Consider the following 16,621-nt stretch of genomic DNA (forward strand, 5'->3'; position numbering starts at 1 on the left):
CTTGGTCTCTGAGTAAGTTATCTCGTACAAGCTCGGCGATAATCGTTACCGGTGGTATGAGCTATGGGTTTTGACATAGTTCCGGTCCGCCCATCGCGAATTTTGAAATTTCTTGAAATATTGAGAAAGATGGCACTGCTTTCATATTGATAGCACTTTCCATTTCGCCCTTTATTGACAGGCAGATAATCGCCCTCGATGGTTTTGTGCCACTACTCGAAAAAAAATCTGGTGCCACTACTGAAAAAAATGACATCTGTCGAGTGAAAGAAAAGATAGAAATGAGGGTGATGTTTTTATGGCGCCAATAAATCGGCGAAAAGGAGGGGAGTTTTTTTGACGTCGTGCGAGGTGCACGACTCTTTATAAAAAGAGTCGTGCAATGGGCATGCTTTATTCAGGTGCGTGATCGCGCAGAAACACCAGATTGTCCGGTTTCGACTGTTCGGCGCTGTAGCGATAACCCTGCACGTCGAACTGTTTGAGGGCGGCCGGATCGTTGATACGTTCCTGGATCACGAAGCGACTCATCAGGCCGCGAGCTTTCTTGGCGTAGAAACTGATGATCTTGTACTGGCCGTTCTTCAGGTCCTTGAATTCGGTGTTGATGATCCGCGCGTTCAGGGCCGTGCGCTTGACCGCCGAGAAGTACTCGTTGGACGCCAGATTGAGCAGCACGTCATCGCCTTGCTCGGCCAGCGCTTCGTTCAGCCATTGGCTGATGCGCGTGCCCCAGAAGGCGTACAGGTCCTTGCCCCGGGCATTGGCCAGTTTCGTGCCCATTTCCAGGCGATACGGCTGCATCAGGTCGAGCGGGCGCAGCAGGCCGTAGAGACCGGAAAGCATGCGCAGGTGCTGTTGTGCGTAATCGAAATCGGCTTCGCTGAAACTCTGGGCGTCGAGCCCGGTGTAAACGTCACCCTTGAACGCGAGCAGCGCCTGTTTGGCGTTGGCCGGGGTAAATGCAGGTGTCCAGCTGCCGAAGCGTGCAGCATTGAGGCCGCCGATCTTGTCGGAGACATGCATCAGTTCGCTGATCTGCGCCGGGCTCAGTTCGCGCAACTGCTGGATCAGCTCCTGGGAATGGTCGAGGTATTGCGGCTGGGTGAAGCGCGGGGTCGCCGGCGGTGTTTCGTAATCGAGGGTCTTGGCGGGGGAAATCACCATCAGCATGTAGTCGTCTCCTTTGATCGTGGGGGCGATTCTAGGGGGTTGGCCGGGTTGACTCCAGCTATCAGGTCCATAGGTGATCGGCGGTTTACCACCCACCCTGATCGTTCCCACGCTCTGCGTGGGAACGATCATCTGCGTGCCTGCGGGAATTACTGTGGGATCGGCTATAGTGCCGCGCGGGTTTTGTTATGGAGACACCCCTTTGCGCATTGTTCTTTTTTTCACCGCGTGGCTATTGAGTGTCGGTGCCGTCGCGGCGCCGGGCGATATTGCCACGCTCGATCGCGGCACCTGGCCGGAGAAACTCGACAATCCGACCCTGTTCGACGTCGCCTCCCGGGCGGAAGTCCTGATGTTCGCCCGGGGCCTGTTGGGCAGCGAAGCGCTGGATGAGGCCGCGATGGCTCAGCGTCTGGGGTTGCGCACGGTCAATCTGGACGCGATCAACAGCCTGCGCGAGCGCCTGTGGCAGCGTTTGCTGACCAGCTACAACTATGCCCAGCAGAGCTGCGATCAGGACGCCTCGTTCTGTTTCCTCGTCGAAGACCTGCCGACCCTGCGCGAGCAGGCGGCCAAGTTCGTGGTCAGCGATGAAAGCTATTACACGAAGTGGGCCGAGCCGAGCCGGATCTTCCATCAACAGTACCTGGATGAATTGCTGCGCAAGGCGGCGCTGTCGCCACAGACCACCAGCGAAGTCGATCACTTCGGTGACTACGAGCGCAACGGCGACGACATGCACGACCGCTTGTTCCTGCTGAGCTTCGACAGTGCCGCGAACCTGCTTCCGGACAACACCGAATGGCTCGCCGATTACCTGCGCAAGTCGAACCTGAGCGGCACGTTCTTCATGTTGGGCAAGGATATTCAGGCACGTTTGACCGAACATTCGGTGAGCAACCTGCAAGCGGCGTTTTCCCGGCAGTGCGTCGGCGTACAGGGTTGGGAGTTCCGCTCCCACAGCCACTGGCAGGACTGGCAGGACTCGGTGCGGCGCAGTGCCGATCTGGTCAAGAGCAAGCTGCCGGAGAACTACGTGCCGTTGTTCCGTCCACCGGACGGCCAGCGCCGCAGCGATGCCGCCGGCTTCTTCCACAATCAGGGCCTGCAAGTGGCGCTGTGGGACATTGATGCCCAGGACGGCGCCGGCAAGCTCAAGGGCAATCCGAGCGCGCAGCGGGTGCTGACTCTGATGCTGTTGTGGCGGCACGGGGTGATCAATTTCAACATGAAGCAGGATGCGGTGAAGACGGCGTTGCCGTGGCTGATCACGCAGACCGCGCAAAGCGGCATCGGTTGGGAAGACTGTCAGGACGCGTTTCGCTGAAAAAAAACGGCAAGAGCCCGTAAACATTGGGCCTGGAGGGAATTTTTTGCGGAATTGGAGGCGGGCGGACTTCCGACTCTAACGGGGGCAGGGCAGTCCGCCAAGGGCTTTTCGTCACTTTGCAAAATAAACTTCAAAAAAGCGTCAAAGTGCTTTTTTCTGTCACGGGTTTTGGAGTATTACGAAGTCAGACCGCCGAAACCTGCAACACAGGTGGCGTCTTCCAAGACCCATTTTGTGTGCAATTCGCCTGCTATTCCGAACAAAAGCTTCGCAGGCGGATTCGGCAGTCACTTCGAGGCGCAGCACCGCCCAGGTATTGCGTCGAATGGCTCCCACAAAGGTGACCGAGTATGGATGATCACGGACGTAGCCCTTCCTCCAACCAGCCAATCCTTTATGTACTCGATACCAACGTACTGATTCACGATCCGAATGCCCTGCTGAATTTCGAAGAACACCACGTCGCGATCCCGATGACCGTGCTCGAAGAGCTGGACAAGCTCAAGAGCGGCCATCACAGCGTCGCCGCCGAATGCCGTCAGGCGATCCGGCTGATCGACAAGACCCTGGGCGATGCCACGCCCGAGGACGTCGAGCAAGGGGTGCCGATCCAGCGCGGCAAGAGCGGACCGAAGGGCTTGCTGTCGATTCTGATGAGCAAGCAGGCCGAATCGAACCTGATTCTGCCCGAGCATCTGAACGACAACAAAATCATCAACCAGTTGATCGACCTGCATAGCCGCGAACCGAAGAAACCGGTGGTGCTGGTCACCAAAGACATCAACATGCGCCTCAAGGCGCGAGCCTGTGGAATCGACGCCGAGGACTACAGCACCGACCAGCTGGTCGACGACGTGTCCCTGCTGCCCAACGGCTATCACAACATGACCGGCTCGTTCTGGGACCGTGTGAGCAAGGTCGAAACCCGTCAGGACCATGGCCGCACCTGGCATCAGGTGCAATTGACCGATAACTTGCCGGCCGTGCACATCAACGAATTCATCATCGATGAGCAGGGCTTCGTCGGCTGGATCAAGGAGATTGACGAGGACCGTCTGCTGATCCTCGACCTGCACCAGGAACCGCTGCTGCATCAGGAGGCCTGGGGTCTCAAACCGCGCGACATCTATCAGAGCCTGGCGCTGTATGCCTTGCTCGATCCGGACATCCATCTGGTCAACCTGTCCGGCGCCGCCGGTTCCGGCAAGACCATCCTGGCGCTCGCCGCTGCAATCGAGCAGACCATGGTCAGCAAACGTTATCGGCGCATCATTGCCACCCGCAGCGTGCAGGGTCTGGATCAGGAAATCGGCTTCCTGCCCGGCACCGAAGCGGAAAAAATGGAGCCCTGGCTGGGCGCCATCACCGACAACCTCGAAGCCTTGCACATGGATGACGAAAACACCCATGGCAGCGTCGACTACATCCTCAGCAAAGTGCCGTTGCAGTTCAAATCGCTCAACTACATTCGCGGTCGCAGCTTCCAGCAGAGCCTGATCCTGATCGACGAATGCCAGAACCTCACGCCGCACCAGATGAAAACCATCATCACCCGGGCCGGCGCCGGTTCCAAAGTGGTGTGCCTGGGCAACCTGGCACAGATCGATACCCCTTACCTGTCCGCGACCAGTTCCGGGCTGACCTACCTGACCGAACGTTTCAAGGATTTCCCCAACGGCGTGCACATCACGCTGCAAGGGGTGCCTCGCTCGATTCTGGCCGAATACGCCGAATCCCATCTGTAACCCGCCAAATGGAACCGGGCGACTGCAAAGTCGCCCGGTTTTTTGTGTGCGCAATTCTGACCCTCGGGTTTACAATCGGTGCTCCTGATCAGGAGTAATCCCGTGCTGACTCATCTCGATTCCCAAGGTCGCGCCAACATGGTCGACGTCACCGAAAAAGCCGTGACGTTCCGCGAGGCGACGGCCCAAGCGCTGGTGCGCATGCTGCCCGACACCCTGCAGATGATCGTCAGCGGCGGTCATCCCAAGGGCGACGTGTTTGCCGTGGCGCGCATCGCCGGCATTCAGGCGGCGAAGAAAACCAGTGATCTGATTCCCCTGTGCCATCCGCTGATGCTCACCGGCGTCAAGGTCGAACTCAGCGCCGAAGGCGACGACGCCGTGCGCATCGTGGCCCGTTGCAAGCTGTCGGGGCAGACCGGTGTGGAGATGGAAGCGCTGACCGCCGCCAGCGTCGCCGCGCTGACGATATACGACATGTGCAAGGCCGTGGATCGCGGCATGACCATCGAAAGCGTGCGCCTGCTGGAGAAAGTCGGCGGCAAGAGCGGGCATTTCCAGGCGGAGCAGCCATGAACCTGACCGTGAAGTTTTTTGCCCGTTACCGCGAAGCGCTGGGCGTGGATTCGGTGAAGGTCGAGGGCGATTTTTCGACGGTGGAAGACGTTCGCGCATTGCTCGCCAGCCGTGACGGCGCCGAGGTCCTGACCGAACAGAACCTGATGTGCGCGCGCAACGAAGACCTGTGCCAGCTCGACGAGCCGGTGACCGACGGCGATGAAGTGGCGTTCTTCCCCACTGTGACCGGAGGCTGAAACATGGCGATTCGTGTGCAGTCCACGGCGTTCGATCCCGGCGCTGAAGTCAACGCGATGCACGCGGCCAATGTCGGCGTCGGCGCGGTGGTGAGTTTTGTCGGTTACGTGCGCGACTTCAACGATGGCCTCGATGTCGCCGGCATGTTCCTCGAACACTATCCGGGCATGACCGAAAAGGCCCTCGGCAAGATTGCCCTCGAGGCCGAACAGCGCTGGCCGCTGTTGAAGCTGGAGGTGCTGCACCGCATCGGCGCGCTGGAGCCGGGCGAACCGATCGTGTTCGTCGGTGCCGCCAGCGCCCACCGTCAGGCGGCATTCGACGCCTGCGCCTTCGTCATGGATTACCTGAAGACCCGAGCACCGTTCTGGAAGAAAGAAATCACCAGCGACGGCCCGCGCTGGGTCGAAGGTCGTGACAGCGATCATGCGGCGGCGGATCGCTGGAAGCAGTAACGCCTCTGTCGGCCTGGCGTCACTCTTCGCGAGCAAGCTCGCTCTCACAGGTTTGCGATGATCCTTGTGGGAGCGAGCTTGCTCGCGAAGAGGCCATCCGAATCACCCATTCCCTGAGATTTGCCTCCCCGACCATCGGCCAGAAATGTTCTGTCTCGCCCAATTGACGGTTTGTACGTAAAAGTCCAGTATGGATTTACAAGTACAAATAAAGCTTTCCCCCGTTCCAGCTCTTTCTTCTGTCTTGCCAAACCAACAACAACCCGCGAGAGAACGAACATGAAGAAACTCCCCCTGATCACCGGTCTGGCGCTGAGCCTGTTGGCGTGCAGCAGCGTGTTCGCCGCCGAGAAAACCCTGCGCATCGGCATCGAAGCGGCGTATCCGCCTTTCGCCTCGAAAACCGACAAGGGTGAGATCGTCGGTTTTGACTACGACATCGGCAATGCCCTGTGCGCACAGATGCAGGTCAAATGCGTGTGGGTCGAGGGCGAGTTCGACGGTCTGATTCCTTCCCTGAAGGTGAAGAAAATCGACATGGCGCTGTCGTCCATGACCATCAATGAAGATCGCAAGAAGTCGGTGGACTTCACCCACAAGTACTATTTCACCTCGTCGCGACTGGTGATGAAGGAAGGTGCGACGGTCGATGACCAGTACGCCAGCCTCAAGGGCAAGACCGTCGGCGTGCAGCGTGCGACGACTACCGATCGCTACGCTACCGAGGTGTTCGAGCCCAAGGGCATCAACGTCAAGCGCTACGGCAACAACGAAGAAATCTACATGGACCTGGCGGCCGGGCGTCTCGATGCGATTTTCGCCGACACCATTCCGCTGACCGATTTCCTGTCGATGCCTCGTGGCAAGGGTTATGCGTTTGTCGGGCCGGAGCTGAAGGATCCGAAGTACGTGGGTGAGGGCGCCGGGATCGCGGTGCGCAAAGGTAATACCGAACTGGTCAGCCAGTTGAACAGCGCCATCGACGGCATCCGCGCCAGCGGGGAGTATCAGAAGATTTCCGAGAAGTACTTCAAGTCGGACATCTACGGCGACTGATCTGCCGCCTTCGCAGCAGGCTCGCTCCCACAGGGATGTGTAGACGCCACAGATCCAGTGTGGGAGCGAGCCCGCTCGCGAAGGGATCGGAACGGCCAATGAAGATTTTCAGCCCTTCAATTCCTTCAAATGCTTGTACACCGTCGCCCGCCCCATGTTCAGCACATTGGCCACGTAGTTCGAGGCGCTCTTGCCCTTGAACGCGCCCTCGGCGTGCAGCGCCAGCACCAGTTCGCGTTTGTGATCGCGGGTCAGCAGGTTCAGGCTCAGTTGCCGCTCGCGCAGCCAGGCGTGCAGGAAGGTGTTGATCCGCTCCTGCCAGTCATCGCGAAACAGGGAATCCGGTTGCGGAATCAGTTTGCTCGGCGAGAGGAACAGATCCAGCGCAGCCTTGGCGTTCTCGAACAGTGAAATATTGAGGTTGATGCACAGCACCGCCAGCGGACGTCCTTCGCTGTCGCGCAGCACGGTGCTCAGGCTGCGAATCTTCTGGCCGTCCCAGTTGAGCTTTTCGTACGGGCCGATGTTCCGTTCGCTGACGTCGTCGCTGAGCATGTCCTCCAGTGACGATTCATCGCCGACCACCCGTTTCGACAGGTTGTTGGCGATGTAGTCGACCTTCTGCGTGCGCAGGTCATGCAGCACCACTTCAGCGTGGGGAAAGAACAGGGTGGCGATGGCATCGGCGATGGCGCGGAAGTTATCCAGCGCGGCGTCATTCGGCTCGGGCGTGTGTTCGGGGGCGGTCATAACAGTGGAGCTCCAGGCAACGTCAACGCCCCCGTGGTCCGGGGGCGTTGCGAGTGTGCCGCAATCCGTCGGGCGAGTCATCCGGACGCAGGCTCAGGTCAGACGGGCAGGCGAGAGCATGGTCGCCGTCAGGCCGAACTGTTCCAGGTGCTCGGGCAAGGGCTGATTACGTACCAGAGCGGCGCTGGCCATGCCCATCGCCGGCGACGTCTGAATGCCGTAGCCACCCTGGGCCGCGACCCAGAACAGCCCGGGCACCTGCGGATCGAACCCGGCCAGCAAGTCGCCGTCGGCCACGAAACTGCGCAGGCCGGCCCAGGTGCGGGTCGGGCGGCGGATGGTCAGGGTGGTCGCTTCTTCGATCTGGTAGATGCCCATGGCGATGTCCAGTTCTTCCGGCTGCACGTCGTGGGGTTCGACCGGATCGGCGTTGGCCGGAGAGCCGAGGAACATGCCGGCGTCGGGCTTCATGTAGAACGATTCGTCGAGGCTGACCAGCATCGGCCAGTGGTGAATGTCCACGCCTTCCGGGCCGGCGAAGATGAAGGCGGCGCGGCGTTTCGGTTGCAGGCCCAGCGGTCGAGCGCCCGCCAGGTTGCCGATTCTGTCGGCCCAGGCACCGGCTGCGTTGATCACGATGGGAGCGCTGAAGGTCTGGCTGTTGGTCTGCACTTGCCAGATGCCGTCAGCATCACGGTTCAGCCCGAGCACTTCGCAATCGGTCAGGACTTGCCCGTTGTTGCGGCGCATGCCGCGCAGATAGCCCTGATGAAGCGCGTCGGTGTCGATGTCGCTGGCGGTCGGGTCGTAGATCGCACCGTGGACCTTTTCCCGACGCAGAATCGGCAACCGCACGCAGGCTTCTTCCGCGCTGAGCAACTGCATCTCCGGCACCGTGGCTTTGGCGCTGAGGTATTGATTGTTCAGTTCGGCGGCGTCACCGGTGAAATCCACGGTCATTTCGCCACGCGGGGTCAGCAACGGATGTTCACAGAAGCCACTGGGCGGATGATCGAAAAACGCCCGACTGGCCTGGGTCAGTGCACGAACCTGCGGCGTTCCGTAAGCGGCGGTGAACAGCGCAGCCGAACGCCCGGTGGAGTGATAGGCCGGGTGCGATTCGCGCTCCAGCACCACGACCTTGCCGTGTTGCGACAGCCAGAAACCGGTGGAGGCGCCGGCAATCCCGCCGCCGATGATGATGAAATCTGCATGAGCCATGAAAATCTCCGGTGTCAGCGCTGCAATTGATAGACGGCGTTGGCCAGGGCGATGTCTTCCAGGCCCAGACCGATGGAACGGAAAAACACGTGACGGTGATAATCCGGACGCTGCACTTTTTCGCTGAGCAGGTCCGCAAGGTCACCGACGATCGCATTTCTGTCCCAGCCATGCCGTTCGCCGGCGATCAACATCTCGCCAGCCGAACCCGGTGTGGTCAGACGGTAGTCGCAGAATACCTGCATGTCGTTGAGGCTCTGCGGCGGCACTTCGTGGGCGCGGGGTGCGTTGGTGCTGATCGAGGTAATCAGCGCCGGCTTGCTCAACGTTGCCGGGTCGATCACAGGTCCTGCGGAGGAGGTGCAGAGCAAGATGACGTCAGCCTCGGTGATGGCGGTTTCGCGGCTGTCGGCGATGCTCACCCGGGGATCGAGAGTTTGCAGCAGGCTGGCGGTTGCCGGATCTTCGCTCAAGGACGGCGAGTACACGCTGATGCCCTGCCAGTCACGTAATGTCTTGATGTAGTTCAGATGTGCCTGGGCGACCTTGCCGCTGCCGATGATTGCCAGACGCGAGGCCTCCAACGGCGCAAGGGCATCGACAGCTACGGCGGTGGTCGCTGCGGTACGGGCGGTGGTCAGTTCGCCGGCATCGCAGAGCAGCAGCGGCTGACCGGTCTGCATCGACATCAACAGCGTCCATGCCGTCACCAGCGGGCCTTGTTCGCGAACGATGTACGGCGACGTCTTGACCCCGTACACGCCATCTTTGGCCAGCACGCCCAGATAGTTGATGAAGTCCCCGGCGCCCTGGGGGAATTCCACCAGTTGCTGCGCCGGTTGCACGGCGTGTCCGGCTGACAGGTCGCGAAACAGTTTGCGCAGAATCTGCGGCACATCGATCCGGGCCAGAAGCTCCCGTGCCCGGGTTTGATCAATCACGTACGGCGTGCTGGACATGTCGGACTCCAAAGACTGTTTATAAACTAATTTGTCCATTATGGACTTTTAGTTTTGTTGAACAATATCCGGGCGAAAAAAAAGCGCAGTCCGTTGCCGGCTGCGCTTCTTTTTATGGCATCGCTTACTGTGGACGCTTGCGCTCAACCGCCCGCAGCAGATGGGTCGGTGGCGTTTCACAGCTGATCTTGCGACCGAGCTTTTCTTCGATGGACGGCAACTGATAGGAGTCGTCTTCACCGGCGAAGCTGATCGAAACGCCATCGGCGCCGGCCCGACCGGTTCGGCCGATGCGGTGCACGTAGTCGTCCGGGACTTCCGGCAGGGTGAAGTTGATCACATGGCTGATGCCGTCGATGTGAATACCGCGACCGGCCACGTCGGTGGCGACCAGCACGCGGATCCTGCCTTCGCGGAAGCCTTCGAGCGTCTTGATCCGCTTGTGCTGCGGCACGTCGCCGGACAGTTGCGCGGCGTTGATGCCGTCACGTACCAGGCGTTCCTCGATGCGTCGCACTTCGTCCTTGCGGTTGGCAAACACGATCACCCGCTCCCAGCCGTTGTCGTTGACCAGGTTGAAGAGCAGTTTGTATTTGTCGGCACCGGCCACCGCGTAGATGTGCTGTTCGACGTTTTCGTTGGCCACGTTGGTGACCTCGATTTCGACGATGGCCGGGTCGGTGGTCCACTGCTTGGCGAGGTTCATCACGTCATCGGTGAAGGTCGCGGAGAACAGCAGGGTCTGACGTTCGCTTTTCGGCGGTGTCTGGCGAATGATCTGCCGGACCTGCGGAATGAAACCCATGTCGAGCATGCGGTCGGCTTCGTCCAGCACCATCACTTCGACCATGTCCAGATGTACGTCGCCGCGCTGGTTGAAATCGAGCAGACGGCCCGGGGTCGCGACGAGGATGTCGCAGTGACGGGCTTCGAGCTGCTTGAGCTGCTTGTCGAAGTCCATACCGCCGACGAACGTCATCACATTGAGGCCGGTGTACTTGGTGAGGTCGGCGGCATCCTTGGCGATCTGCACCACCAGCTCTCGGGTCGGCGCGATGATCAGCGCCCGTGGCTCACCCATGTAGCGCTCTTTCGGCGGCGGGGTCTGCAACAGCTGGGTGATGATCGAGATCAGGAACGCGGCGGTCTTGCCGGTGCCGGTCTGGGCGCGGCCGATGGCGTCTTTGCCGGCGAGGGTGTAACCCAATACCTGGGCCTGGATCGGCGTGCAATACGGGAAACCCAGGTCGTGGATGGCGTGCATCAGTTCCGGGGCGAGTTTGAAATCGTGGAAACGGGTCTTGCCTTCCTGTGGCTCGACGACGAAGTCTTCGAGTTTCCAGGGAATGACCGGCGCCTTGGGCTTCGGTTCGCGGCGTGGTCTGGCCGGTTTTGGTGCTTCGCTGCGGGCCGGTTCAATGACAGGTGCGGCGGCAGGGGCGGTTTTCGGTTCGCGTTTCGGTGTGGCTGCGGGAGCCTGGCGGTCGGCCGGTCTGGCATCGCTGCGATGGCCGGGGGCCTGCGATGGCGCACCGGAAGCGGGTGCGAGCTGCTCGGCCTCGCTTTTACCGAACATCTTCTTGAGTGCTTTGAGCACGGTTATCTCATCAATTGGTTAAGGAATGTACGCCGGCCAGTGTAATGCAAGAAACGGGCGCGGCGTAGTGGGATGATCAAAGGGGACCGACCATCGGAAAATCGATTCCGGAACGATCAGCGCAGGCGCTCGCTCAACCACACGCCGATGTCGCGAATTTCTTCGGGTAACACTTCGTGCTCCATTGGGTATTCCTGCCATGTCACGGTGACACCATGGGCCTTCAGATACTCATACGCCGTGCGGCCCATGGAGTTCTGCACCACGTTGTCGAACTGGCCGTGCAGCGCCAGTGCCGGAATCCGTTGCTGGCTGGCGGACAACTCTAGTTCGTCGCTGAAGGTCGGCGCGTAGGTCGACAACGCGAGCACGCCGCCCAACGGTCCCTGCCATTTCAGAAAAGCGGTGTGATAGACCACGGCGCCGCCCTGGGAAAAACCGGCGAGGAAAATCCGCGAAGGGGCTATTCCGCTGGCGCGCTGTTGTTCGATCAGTTCGATGACGTGATCGGCGGAGGCTTCCAGCTCGTCGCGGTCGATGGCCCGGGCCGGGCTCATGGCCTTGATGTCGTACCAGCTCGGCATGGCATATCCGCCATTGATGGTCACCGGGCGGGTCGGTGCCTGAGGCAGGACAAAGCGTGTGCTGAGCAGGCTTTCCTGCAGCGCTTCGGCTACCGGCAGAAAGTCATAGCGGTCGGCGCCGAGGCCGTGCAGCCAGATCACGCAGGCGTCTGCGGGCTTAACAGGCTGAAGAATCAAGGGCTCGGTCATGGCTGCTCCAAAAATGTGCGGGCGCTCTCATTAAGTGCGTGATGGAGGTGCGCGCCCGGTTGATCCGTTAAGAAGATGTCGCAAGGCTGCAAGTTTTGCTATTGACCTGTCGCTCAATCGCTTCAGCGAGCGGTGTGGTACGGGCTTTGCTATGAGTCAGTCGTGCAATCGATCTCGCGCCTGGCGGTAACACTATCAGTGAACGCCCGGCGACGGGATAGCAAAGAATCCGGTGATGGATGTTCGCCAATGGCCGCAACGGGCTTCGCGAACGTGAAAGGGCTACCGCCCGTTCGGCCGACTGGTGAGAAGTGAGTTGTCCATGATGTGGATTTTCTCCTACTAGACTCATAGCGAAGGTCCTGCGTCGGTTGACCCCATAAAAAGCCAACACGGGTCAACAACGCCTCAAAAGGGTGCGACTGGACTCAAGCTCCGACACAACAAGAGCAAAACTGGAGGTTTGAATGAAGATGTTGAAATCCACGCTGGCGATCGTGACTGCAGCTGCAGTTCTGGGTGTCAGCGGGTTCGCTCAGGCGGGTGCAACCCTGGATGCGGTACAGAAGAAAGGTTTCGTGCAGTGTGGCGTGAGCGACGGTCTGCCGGGCTTCTCCGTACCGGATTCGACCGGCAAGATCCTCGGCATCGACGCCGACGTCTGCCGTGCCGTGGCCGCTGCCGTGTTCGGTGATGCGACCAAGGTCAAGTTCAGTCAGTTGAACGCCAAGGAGCGCTTCACCGCGCTGCAATCCGGCGAGATCGACATCCTGTCGCGCAACACCACCATGACCAGCTCCCGTGACGCGGGCATGGGCCTGAAATTCCCTGGCTTCATCACTTATTACGACGGCGTGGGCTTCCTGGCCAACAACAAGCTGGGCGTGAAGAGTGCCAAGGAACTCGACGGTGCGACCATCTGCATTCAGGCCGGTACCACTACCGAGCTGAACGTCTCCGACTACTTCCGCGCCAACGGCCTGAAGTACACCCCGATCACTTTCGACACCTCCGACGAAAGCGCCAAATCGCTGGAATCCGGTCGTTGCGACGTGCTGACCTCCGACAAGTCCCAGCTGTTCGCCCAGCGCAGCAAGCTGGCTTCGCCGAAGGACTACGTGGTCCTGCCGGAAACCATTTCCAAGGAGCCACTGGGCCCGGTCGTGCGTAACGGCGACGACGAGTGGCTGGCTATCGTGCGCTGGGTCGGCTACGCGCTGCTCAACGCTGAAGAAGCCGGCATCACCTCGAAAAACGTTGAAGCCGAAGCCAAGTCCACCAAGAACCCGGACGTTGCCCGTCTGCTGGGTGGCGACGGCGAGTACGGCAAGGACCTGAAGCTGCCGAAGGACTGGGTCGTACAGATCGTCAAGCAAGTCGGCAACTACGGTGAAATCTTCGAGAAAAACCTCGGCAAGAGCACTCCGCTGGAAATCGACCGTGGCCTGAACGCGCTGTGGAACAACGGCGGCATTCAGTACGCACCACCAGTGCGCTAATGGTTCTATCACCCGGCGGGCCAGCCGCCGGGTGATGTTCTGTTCCATTTTTTCCGGGGCACTTCATGCAAAATTCAATCGGCGCACCAAAGCAGAGGTTCAGCCTCAGCGATCCGCGTGTGCGTGCGTGGCTATTCCAGATCATCACCGTCGTGGCGGTGGTCGCCATGGGCTGGTATCTGTTCGATAACACCCAGACCAACCTGCAGCACCGGGGCATCACGTCCGGGTTCAGCTTTCTGGAGCGCAGTGCCGGGTTCGGCATCGCTCAACACCTGATTTCCTACACCGAGGCGGACAGCTACGCCCGCGTGTTCGTGATCGGCCTGCTCAACACGTTGCTGGTGACCTTCATCGGCGTGATCCTGGCGACCCTGCTGGGCTTCATCATCGGTGTGGCTCGGCTGTCGCCGAACTGGATCATCAGCAAACTGGCGACCGTGTATGTGGAAGTCTTCCGCAACATTCCGCCGCTGCTGCAAATCCTGTTCTGGTACTTCGCGGTGTTCCTGACCATGCCGGGGCCGCGCAACAGCCACAACTTCGGCGACACCTTCTTCGTCAGCAGCCGTGGTCTGAACATGCCGGCCGCACAGATGGCCGACGGCTTCTGGGCGTTCGTGGTCAGCATCGTGGTGGCCATCGTTGCCATCGTGCTGATGAGCCGCTGGGCCACCAGGCGCTTTGAAGAAACCGGCGAACCGTTCCACAAGTTCTGGGCCGGTGTGGCAATTTTCCTGTTGATCCCGACGCTGTGCGCGCTGGTTTTCGGCGCTCCTCTGCACTGGGAAATGCCGAAACTGCAAGGCTTCAACTTCGTCGGCGGCTGGGTGTTGATTCCGGAGCTGCTGGCTCTGACTCTCGCCTTGACCGTGTACACCGCGGCGTTCATCGCCGAGATCGTGCGTTCGGGGATCAAGTCGGTCAGCCACGGCCAGACCGAAGCGGCGCGTTCCCTGGGCCTGCGCAACGGCCCGACGCTGCGCAAGGTGATCATTCCGCAAGCGCTGCGGGTGATCATTCCGCCGCTGACCAGCCAATACCTGAACCTGGCGAAGAACTCCTCGCTGGCGGCCGGTATCGGTTATCCGGAAATGGTTTCGCTGTTCGCCGGCACCGTGCTGAACCAGACCGGTCAGGCGATCGAAGTCATTGCCATCACCATGAGCGTGTACCTGGCGATCAGTATCAGCATTTCCCTGCTGATGAACTGGTACAACAAGCGCATTGCGCTGATCGAGCGGTAAGGAATAGCGCATGAGTACTCATACTTTCAAACCCGACATGCCGCCGCCGGCCAAGGTCTTCGGCCCGATGGCGTGGATCCGCGCGAACATGTTCTCCAGCTGGCTCAACACCCTGCTGACGTTGTTTGCGTTCTATCTCATTTACCTGGTGGTTCCTCCGCTGCTCAGCTGGGCGATTTTCGATGCCAACTGGGTCGGCACCACCCGTGCCGACTGCACCAAGGCGGGCGCCTGCTGGGTGTTCATCGAGCAGCGTTTCGGCCAGTTCATGTATGGCTACTACCCGGCAGACCTGCGCTGGCGCGTGGACCTGACTGTGTGGCTGGCGGTCATCGGCGTGGCGCCGCTGTTCATCAAGCGTGTGCCGCGTAAAGCGGTGTACGGGCTGAGCTTCCTGGTGGTGTATCCGATCGTTGCCTGGTGTCTGCTGCATGGCGGCGTGCTCGGTTTGAGCGCGGTTGCCACCAGCCAGTGGGGCGGCCTGATGCTGACCTTGGTGATCGCCACCGTCGGTATCGCCGGTGCGCTGCCTCTGGGGATCATGCTGGCGCTGGGACGCCGCTCGAACATGCCGGCCATTCGCGTGGTCTGCGTGACATTCATCGAGTTCTGGCGCGGCGTGCCGCTGATCACCGTGCTGTTCATGTCTTCGGTGATGCTGCCGCTGTTCCTGCCCGAAGGCATGAACTTCGACAAGCTGCTGCGGGCGCTGATCGGCGTGATCCTGTTCCAGTCGGCCTACGTCGCCGAAGTAGTGCGCGGCGGTCTGCAAGCGATCCCAAAAGGTCAGTACGAAGCCGCGGCCGCGATGGGCCTCGGTTACTGGCGCGCCATGGGCCTGGTGATTCTGCCGCAAGCCCTGAAACTGGTGATTCCCGGCATCGTCAACACCTTCATCGCGCTGTTCAAGGACACCAGCCTGGTGATCATCATCGGCCTCTTTGACCTGCTCAACAGCGTCAAGCAAGCCGCTGCCGATCCGAAATGGCTGGGCATGGCCACCGAAGGCTACGTGTTCGCCGCCCTGGTGTTCTGGATTTTCTGTTTTGGCATGTCGCGCTATTCCATGCATCTGGAACGCAAGCTCGACACTGGCCACAAGCGTTAGGAGTTTTTTTCGATGAGCGAAGCAATCAAAAAGCCAGTCGGCCCTGAAGGCATCATTCAGATGCAGGGCGTGAACAAGTGGTACGGCCAGTTCCACGTGCTCAAAGACATCAACCTGAATGTCCGTCAGGGCGAACGCATCGTGCTGTGCGGTCCGTCGGGTTCCGGCAAGTCCACCACCATCCGCTGCCTGAACCGTCTGGAAGAGCACCAGCAGGGCCGCATCGTGGTCGACGGCGTGGAACTGACCAACGATCTCAAGCAGATCGAAGCGATCCGCCGCGAAGTCGGCATGGTGTTCCAGCACTTCAACCTGTTCCCGCACCTGACCATTCTGCAGAACTGCACCCTGGCTCCGATGTGGGTGCGCAAGATGCCCAGGCGCAAGGCCGAGGAAATCGCCATGCATTATCTGGAGCGCGTACGTATTCCGGAGCAGGCGCACAAGTTTCCGGGGCAGTTGTCCGGCGGTCAGCAGCAGCGTGTGGCGATCGCCCGTGCGCTGTGCATGAAACCGAAAATCATGCTGTTCGACGAACCGACCTCGGCACTCGACCCGGAGATGGTGAAGGAGGTGCTCGACACCATGATCGGTCTGGCCGAAGACGGCATGACCATGCTTTGCGTGACCCACGAAATGGGTTTCGCCCGCACCGTGGCCAATCGCGTGATCTTCATGGACAAAGGCGAAATCGTCGAGCAGGCGGCACCGAACGACTTCTTCGACAATCCGCAGAATGACCGGACCAAACTGTTCCTGAGCCAGATCCTGCATTGATCGGATTCAGGCGCTGAAATAAACCCGGACTCAGTTCCGGGTTTATTTTTGCCCGGATCTTGCCGGTTGCCCTGATTGAAAAATCTGACTACCCTGTCAGCAAATTCATCCCATG

At 60.1% G+C, this 16,621-nt stretch carries 16 protein-coding genes; 10 read left to right on the forward strand and 6 right to left on the reverse strand.

Going from position 1 to position 16,621, the window contains the following annotated elements:
- Window positions 1–393 precede the first annotated feature (393 nt).
- The gene (yaaA, locus tag BBF94_RS07160; RefSeq protein WP_065258348.1) at window positions 394–1,173 is read right to left on the reverse strand and encodes a peroxide stress protein YaaA; all 780 of its coding nucleotides are present in this window, start codon (window positions 1,171–1,173) and stop codon (window positions 394–396) included.
- Between the two features lie 202 nt (window positions 1,174–1,375).
- Between yaaA and BBF94_RS07165 the strand changes: the two genes are divergently transcribed.
- From BBF94_RS07165 to BBF94_RS07195, 6 genes are all read left to right on the forward strand, one after another.
- Complete coding sequence (locus BBF94_RS07165) at window positions 1,376–2,500, forward strand: polysaccharide deacetylase family protein (protein WP_065258349.1); 1,125 nt, start codon at window positions 1,376–1,378, stop codon at window positions 2,498–2,500.
- Between the two features lie 353 nt (window positions 2,501–2,853).
- A complete protein-coding gene (locus BBF94_RS07170; RefSeq protein WP_065258350.1) occupies window positions 2,854–4,248 on the forward strand; it encodes a PhoH family protein in 1,395 nt (464 codons plus the stop codon).
- Window positions 4,249–4,350: 102 nt separating this feature from the next.
- Complete coding sequence (gene moaC / locus BBF94_RS07175; RefSeq protein WP_007957321.1) at window positions 4,351–4,824, forward strand: cyclic pyranopterin monophosphate synthase MoaC; 474 nt, start codon at window positions 4,351–4,353, stop codon at window positions 4,822–4,824.
- A complete protein-coding gene (locus BBF94_RS07180; RefSeq protein WP_065258351.1) occupies window positions 4,821–5,063 on the forward strand; it encodes a MoaD/ThiS family protein in 243 nt (80 codons plus the stop codon). The genes moaC and BBF94_RS07180 overlap by 4 nt, the downstream gene beginning before the upstream one ends.
- Window positions 5,064–5,066: 3 nt before the next feature.
- Window positions 5,067–5,519 (forward strand): molybdopterin synthase catalytic subunit MoaE, encoded by a 453-nt coding sequence (moaE, locus tag BBF94_RS07185; protein ID WP_065258352.1) that lies wholly within the window; start codon window positions 5,067–5,069, stop codon window positions 5,517–5,519.
- A 279-nt stretch (window positions 5,520–5,798) separates the two neighbouring features.
- On the forward strand, window positions 5,799–6,575 hold the full coding sequence (locus BBF94_RS07195) for an ABC transporter substrate-binding protein (protein ID WP_065258354.1): 777 nt from the start codon (window positions 5,799–5,801) through the stop codon (window positions 6,573–6,575).
- Between the two features lie 108 nt (window positions 6,576–6,683).
- Here the strand turns inward: BBF94_RS07195 and BBF94_RS07200 are convergent, their stop codons facing one another.
- The 5 genes from BBF94_RS07200 to BBF94_RS07220 all read right to left on the reverse strand — a co-directional run bounded on the left by BBF94_RS07200 (window position 6,684) and on the right by BBF94_RS07220 (window position 11,875).
- Window positions 6,684–7,325 carry a helix-turn-helix transcriptional regulator gene (locus BBF94_RS07200; RefSeq protein WP_065258355.1) on the reverse strand — a complete coding sequence of 214 codons (642 nt, stop codon included), beginning with the start codon at window positions 7,323–7,325 and terminating at the stop codon, window positions 6,684–6,686.
- Window positions 7,326–7,418: 93 nt separating this feature from the next.
- Window positions 7,419–8,546 carry an NAD(P)/FAD-dependent oxidoreductase gene (locus tag BBF94_RS07205; protein WP_065258356.1) on the reverse strand — a complete coding sequence of 376 codons (1,128 nt, stop codon included), beginning with the start codon at window positions 8,544–8,546 and terminating at the stop codon, window positions 7,419–7,421.
- Between the two features lie 14 nt (window positions 8,547–8,560).
- On the reverse strand, window positions 8,561–9,505 hold the full coding sequence (locus BBF94_RS07210; protein ID WP_065258357.1) for an ornithine cyclodeaminase family protein: 945 nt from the start codon (window positions 9,503–9,505) through the stop codon (window positions 8,561–8,563).
- A gap of 124 nt (window positions 9,506–9,629) precedes the next feature.
- Window positions 9,630–11,108 carry an ATP-dependent RNA helicase RhlB gene (gene rhlB, locus BBF94_RS07215; protein ID WP_065258358.1) on the reverse strand — a complete coding sequence of 493 codons (1,479 nt, stop codon included), beginning with the start codon at window positions 11,106–11,108 and terminating at the stop codon, window positions 9,630–9,632.
- Window positions 11,109–11,218: 110 nt separating this feature from the next.
- Window positions 11,219–11,875 carry an alpha/beta hydrolase gene (locus BBF94_RS07220; protein WP_065258359.1) on the reverse strand — a complete coding sequence of 219 codons (657 nt, stop codon included), beginning with the start codon at window positions 11,873–11,875 and terminating at the stop codon, window positions 11,219–11,221.
- A 467-nt stretch (window positions 11,876–12,342) separates the two neighbouring features.
- Here BBF94_RS07220 and BBF94_RS07225 point away from each other — a divergent pair, with 467 nt between their 5' ends.
- The 4 genes from BBF94_RS07225 to BBF94_RS07240 all read left to right on the forward strand — a co-directional run bounded on the left by BBF94_RS07225 (window position 12,343) and on the right by BBF94_RS07240 (window position 16,506).
- Window positions 12,343–13,374: an amino acid ABC transporter substrate-binding protein gene (locus BBF94_RS07225; RefSeq protein ID WP_065258360.1), complete on the forward strand. Its 1,032-nt coding sequence runs from the start codon at window positions 12,343–12,345 to the stop codon at window positions 13,372–13,374.
- Between the two features lie 65 nt (window positions 13,375–13,439).
- Window positions 13,440–14,621, forward strand: a complete 1,182-nt coding sequence (locus BBF94_RS07230) for an amino acid ABC transporter permease (protein WP_065258361.1) — start codon at window positions 13,440–13,442, stop codon at window positions 14,619–14,621.
- Window positions 14,622–14,631: 10 nt separating this feature from the next.
- A complete protein-coding gene (locus tag BBF94_RS07235) occupies window positions 14,632–15,729 on the forward strand; it encodes an amino acid ABC transporter permease (RefSeq protein ID WP_065258362.1) in 1,098 nt (365 codons plus the stop codon).
- Window positions 15,730–15,741: 12 nt separating this feature from the next.
- The gene (locus tag BBF94_RS07240) at window positions 15,742–16,506 is read left to right on the forward strand and encodes an amino acid ABC transporter ATP-binding protein (protein ID WP_065258363.1); all 765 of its coding nucleotides are present in this window, start codon (window positions 15,742–15,744) and stop codon (window positions 16,504–16,506) included.
- Window positions 16,507–16,621: the final 115 nt, after the last annotated feature.

It is taken from the genome of Pseudomonas bananamidigenes, from assembly GCF_001679645.1.
Lineage (GTDB): Bacteria > Pseudomonadota > Gammaproteobacteria > Pseudomonadales > Pseudomonadaceae > Aquipseudomonas > Aquipseudomonas bananamidigenes.

Bases quoted from the DNA above. Each gene is read 5' to 3' on its own strand.
- BBF94_RS07205 (WP_065258356.1), bottom strand. From the start codon at position 8,546: ATGGCTCATGCAGATTTCATCATCATCGGCGGCGGGATTGCCGGCGCC.
- BBF94_RS07220 (WP_065258359.1), bottom strand. From the start codon at position 11,875: ATGACCGAGCCCTTGATTCTTCAGCCTGTTAAGCCCGCAGACGCCTGC.
- BBF94_RS07170 (WP_065258350.1), top strand. From the start codon at position 2,854: ATGGATGATCACGGACGTAGCCCTTCCTCCAACCAGCCAATCCTTTAT.
- yaaA (WP_065258348.1), bottom strand. From the start codon at position 1,173: ATGCTGATGGTGATTTCCCCCGCCAAGACCCTCGATTACGAAACACCG.
- BBF94_RS07195 (WP_065258354.1), top strand. From the start codon at position 5,799: ATGAAGAAACTCCCCCTGATCACCGGTCTGGCGCTGAGCCTGTTGGCG.
- moaE (WP_065258352.1), top strand. From the start codon at position 5,067: ATGGCGATTCGTGTGCAGTCCACGGCGTTCGATCCCGGCGCTGAAGTC.
- BBF94_RS07200 (WP_065258355.1), bottom strand. From the start codon at position 7,325: ATGACCGCCCCCGAACACACGCCCGAGCCGAATGACGCCGCGCTGGAT.
- BBF94_RS07230 (WP_065258361.1), top strand. From the start codon at position 13,440: ATGCAAAATTCAATCGGCGCACCAAAGCAGAGGTTCAGCCTCAGCGAT.
- BBF94_RS07210 (WP_065258357.1), bottom strand. From the start codon at position 9,505: ATGTCCAGCACGCCGTACGTGATTGATCAAACCCGGGCACGGGAGCTT.
- BBF94_RS07240 (WP_065258363.1), top strand. From the start codon at position 15,742: ATGAGCGAAGCAATCAAAAAGCCAGTCGGCCCTGAAGGCATCATTCAG.
- BBF94_RS07235 (WP_065258362.1), top strand. From the start codon at position 14,632: ATGAGTACTCATACTTTCAAACCCGACATGCCGCCGCCGGCCAAGGTC.
- BBF94_RS07225 (WP_065258360.1), top strand. From the start codon at position 12,343: ATGAAGATGTTGAAATCCACGCTGGCGATCGTGACTGCAGCTGCAGTT.
- BBF94_RS07180 (WP_065258351.1), top strand. From the start codon at position 4,821: ATGAACCTGACCGTGAAGTTTTTTGCCCGTTACCGCGAAGCGCTGGGC.